This window comes from Wolbachia endosymbiont of Drosophila tsacasi (assembly GCF_028982115.1).
GTDB lineage: Bacteria > Pseudomonadota > Alphaproteobacteria > Rickettsiales > Anaplasmataceae > Wolbachia > Wolbachia pipientis_B.
In genome coordinates, this window is the sequence record NZ_JAPQLJ010000050.1 from 33,072 (window position 1) to 37,835 (window position 4,764).

3 protein-coding genes and 1 pseudogene are annotated in these 4,764 nt (G+C 38.7%); 2 read left to right on the top strand and 2 right to left on the bottom strand.

All coding sequences use genetic code 11. From position 1 onward, the window contains the following. The first annotated feature begins 424 nt into the window (after positions 1-424). Together OZD70_RS04325 and OZD70_RS04330 are read left to right on the top strand one after the other, a co-directional pair. Positions 425-550, top strand: a complete 126-nt coding sequence (locus OZD70_RS04325) for a hypothetical protein (RefSeq protein WP_275021140.1) — start codon at positions 425-427, stop codon at positions 548-550. A gap of 123 nt (positions 551-673) precedes the next feature. Continuing rightward, positions 674-3,337, top strand: a complete 2,664-nt coding sequence (locus OZD70_RS04330; protein WP_275021141.1) for a 2-oxoglutarate dehydrogenase E1 component — start codon at positions 674-676, stop codon at positions 3,335-3,337. A gap of 49 nt (positions 3,338-3,386) precedes the next feature. Here OZD70_RS04330 and OZD70_RS04335 read toward each other — a convergent pair whose 3' ends face one another. After that, positions 3,387-3,671 (bottom strand): hypothetical protein, encoded by a 285-nt coding sequence (locus OZD70_RS04335; protein ID WP_275021142.1) that lies wholly within the window; start codon positions 3,669-3,671, stop codon positions 3,387-3,389. A gap of 217 nt (positions 3,672-3,888) precedes the next feature. Beyond that, positions 3,889-4,713: pseudogene (locus OZD70_RS06010) on the bottom strand (IS5 family transposase). Positions 4,714-4,764: the final 51 nt, after the last annotated feature.

Here is a 4,764-nt window from a genome sequence, read left to right on the forward strand (position 1 = left end):
TTTTCTGCTTAGTAAATTTCTTAAACATTTTAGCTAAGGTTAGTTGCACTTAAAAGCAGCTAAATTGCAGTGTTTAAGACTTAAAAAACGCCAATACAGAAAATAGACAATGACCAGGTCTTCTTTTGCCTTTTTTTTATTTGGTAAATTTCTTAAATATTTATAGCTAAAAGAGCCCAAGAGAGGTGTCATTCCAGTGCCCCTGTGATGTCATTCCAGTGCTTGGCACTGGAATCCAGCCTTTATTATGCAGCCACTTGGTTGAAATTACGTCTTCTGGATCCCAGTGTCAAGCACTGGGATGACAGGAAGAGAAGGCTACTTGGATGACACCTTGACGATTTGAAGAATCATCATACCGTTACTTGTTAGCGGCTAAGAGATACCGCGGCGGTATGACGTAGAACTGCTGTCATTCCAGCGTGTGACGCTGGAATCTAGAAAAAAAGAACCAGTGTCTGGGCACTGGGATGACAAAAAAGGGGCTACTCGGATGACAAGAAAGGAGCACTGCCATTATAGAGTAAACCAGTGTCAAGCACTGGCATGACACCCTACTAGTAGCACAATGTTCGTACAGCTGTAAGTGCAACTTAATAATTAGAAACTATAGGAGTTCTTTTTTAAAAAACTTAAGGTATAATATAATTATTTGATATCTTATATAGTAATTATGCCAAGTTTAAGCTGCCTTTATGGTGATAATGCAGAATTTGTGGAAGAAATGTATAGCCGTTATCTGCAGGGCGATAAATCAATCGGGGAAGATTGGTACAGAATTTTTTCAAGCAATTTAGAAGTTAATAAAGCGGAGTCTTGCGGTGCACAGCATGCAGTCAAAGCAGATGATTCAGTTTCTGATCTGGCAAATTTCTTCAGATCTTATGGTCATTTTTTTGCAGACCTTAACCCATTGTCGCAGAACGCAAGTCAAGAAGTAGACTATCAAAAATATTCGAATCTCTCTCCAACGAGTGATGCTGGAATCTACAGAGATATTTACTGCAAGAATATCGGTTTTGAATTTATGCATATCTCCTCTTATGAGAAGAGGATGTGGCTGCAGGAAAAGATCGAAAATCAAACCTATACACTGAGCTCACAAGATAAAAGGGAAATACTGAGGTACTTGATCGAATCTGAAATGTTCGAACAATTTCTCCATATGAAATTTCCTGGATATAAACGTTTTTCTATCGAAGGTGGAGAGTCAACTATTGTTGCAATTGAGAGAATTATTAGTGATTCCGCGACTTTTGGCATTGAAGAAGTAGTTCTTGGCATGGCTCACCGCGGACGACTTAATGTTCTGACCAAAGTTATGGGCAAAGAATATGCGGCAATGCTATCTGAGTTTCAAGGTAATCTTGCATATCCAGGTGGTCTTGAGGTGTCTGGTGATGTTAAATATCACCTTGGTTATTCTTCTGATCGCGCACTTGCTGGTGGTAAAAAAATACATTTGAGTTTATGCCCTAACCCATCTCACCTTGAAGCGGTAAATCCGGTTTTAGCTGGAAGAATAAGAGCAAAACAAAATACGAGGTCTGTGCTTGGAATATCGATTCATGGCGATGCAGCTTTCATTGGGCAAGGAGTGGTTGCTGAAACCCTGACATTAAGCAATATTGAAGGCTATAAGGTGGATGGCATTGTACATATTGTCATTAATAACCAAGTTGGCTTTACTGCAAACCCATGCTGTGCGCGATCTTCTTTTTATTGCACTGATGTAGCAAAATCAATAGAAGCCCCAGTATTTCACGTAAGTGGAGATAATCCAGAAGCAGTAAATTTTGTTGCAAGTCTGGCAATGGAATATAGGCAGAAGTTTAAAAAAGATGTGGTGATTGACATAATATGCTACCGCAAATATGGTCATAATGAAGGCGATGAACCTAATTTCACTCAGCCACTCATGTATAAGCTGATATCAAAGCATAAAACTCCAGGAACGCTATACGAAGAGAAGTTGACTGCAGAGAAAGTATTAGGTAGCGATGAAGTAAATAAATTGCGCAGCAAATTCAGGGCAAGATTGGATGAAAGCCTTACTGAATCATCGGCTTATACTCCAAGAAAAGCTGACTGGTTTGATGGAGTGTGGTCAAAATTAAGAAGAGCAAGATTGAACGATTTGAGCGAATACTATACGGACTCTGGTGTTTCACCGAGTGAGCTAAAAAAACTAGGTGTGCATATAAATAGCAATATCCCAAACGGTTTTAATATCAACAATAAAGTTAGAAAAATACTCGATGGAAGAACAGACAGTATAAATTCCGGTAGAAATATAGACTGGGCAACTGCTGAAAGTCTTGCGTTTGCATCGCTACTTAAAGAAGGGATAGAAGTGCGTTTATCAGGCCAAGACTCTGGTCGTGGCACTTTCTCGCACCGTCATTCAAGGCTTGTTGATCAAGTAACAGAAGAAGCATTTATTCCACTGAATAATATAAATAAAAAGCAAGCTCGCTTTGAAGTTATAGATAGCGCACTATCTGAGTATGCTGTAATGGGCTTTGAGTATGGATATAGCCTAGATTCTCCGTACTCACTGGTGCTCTGGGAAGGGCAGTTTGGTGATTTTGCAAATGGCGCGCAGATTATGATCGATCAATTTATTGCATCTGCAGAAACAAAGTGGTTGCGATCAAGTGGTCTAGTTTTACTTTTGCCTCATGGTTATGAAGGACAAGGACCTGAACATAGTTCTGCTCGCATAGAGAGATTTTTGCAACTCTGCGCAGAGGATAATATGCAGGTAGTTAATTGTTCCACTCCGGCAAATTACTTTCACGTTTTGCGCCGGCAAATTCATAGGGACTTTCGTAAACCTTTGGTAGTATTTACACCTAAATCGCTACTGCGTCACAAAAGAGCAGTTTCTGACCTGTCTGACTTTGAAGGAAAATTCCTCGCGGTAATTCCAGAACATAGAACATGTTTAGTTTTAAATGACAAAATACGCAAAGTTATGATATGTAGTGGCAAAGTTTATTACGACGTAATTGAAATGCTTGAAACACAAAAAATAAATGACATAGCAGTAGTGCGTTTAGAACAATTCTATCCGTTTCCTGCTGATAAACTAAGTAACGAACTTAAAAAGCACAAAAATGCTGAAATTATATGGTGTCAAGAAGAACCAAAAAATATGGGAGGATGGTTTTTTATTAACCCATTAATAGAAGAAGCGTTATCTGATCTCAATATTCAAGCAAAAAGACCTAAGTGTATTGCAAGACCTGCTGCTGCATCTCCTGCATGTGGTTATGCTAGTGTTCATGCTCAGCAACAAGAAGATATTTTAAAGCAGGTTATGCAGGGGATCTAGCACAATTGTGCAAATATTGAAGCGAAAGCTGGCAAGCGAACATTGTTCATCAGATCTTGACGCTGGGCACTGCAGCCAGGCGCGATAGAAAACGTATCACACCAATCAAACCTCTTTGATGCTCAGACAAATATAAAAAGACTTTCATTCGTATCTGTTCAGGATAGCGGCAAGACCATAGAGTAAATGTGAGGTAAGTCCTTACAATAAATGGTGTCATCCCAGTGCTTGACACTGGGATCCAGCTTTTGATCGAAAATGTTGTATAGTGAGTTTGTTTACAATTTTTCTGGATCCCAGTGTCACGCACTGGGATGACAGGGGAATGAGGCACTGGGATCCAGGAAAAAGAATGATGTCATGAAAGTAGCTGACACTGGTTCCTTTATGACGGTGTCATCAGAATAGCCCCTTTCTCGTCATCAGAGCAGCCCCTTTTTTGTCATCCCAGTGCCCAGACACTGGGATCCAGAAAAAAGAATGGTGTCATCCAAGCCCCCTAGGTGTCATTCCAGTGCTTGACACTGGACTCTTGTTTCAATAGACTTCTTTCAAAATTCATGTGAGAGCTCAAAATTGTGAATGGCAGCAATCAAATTAAATCTTAAACCAAAACGTTTTCGTCTATTTCTATACCTGTCCGAGATGATTTTAAACCTTTTCAATAAGCCAATTAAGTTTTCAACCATTACCCTTTGGCTAGAAAGAGCTCTGTTCTCTCTTTTTTGTTCTTTGCTCAACGGATTCTTTTTCGTTTTTCTGTGTGGTAATTCAACATTTTTATCTATCCTTTGCATTCCTCTGTAGCCAGCATCAGCTAAGATTTTAGTTCCCGGCAGCCTTTGATTCTTTAAATATCCGAAAATCGTGCTTCCTACCATTTGAAAAAGATGTACAAATGACCTTTTTACTCTTCTTCTCTGTTACTATTTGTGTTTTTATAGTATGCCTTTTTTTCTTTCTAGAGTAAAAGCGTTTTTGCTTTTTTTTGGCTTCTCTACTAGGGTTTCAGTTCCACCTATTACCAAAACTTCGTATTTTACACTACTATTTAATAGATCTTTTTTCCCAGGTAATGCAAAATCTGGATGTTTTATTAATGTGTCCTCTACCCACTTTACTATTTTAAAACAGTTACTTTCACTCATGCCATAACTTTGTCCTATATGAAAATATGTGCGATATTCTCTTATGTATTCCAGTGTCATAAGTAGCCTGTCTTCTACGCAAAGCTTACTTTTTCTCCCGCTTCTAGCTTTTTTTCTTCTGTCTTCCTCATCCAGAATTTCTACCATTCTCTCGAATGTTGCTTTTTTTACACCTGTTAAACGTCGAAATTTTTCTCCTTCTAACTCCTTTATTTCTTTATATTTCACCTTTCAAATATTTCATCTTACACTCCTTCTCTCAATTTTGAAAGAAGTCTA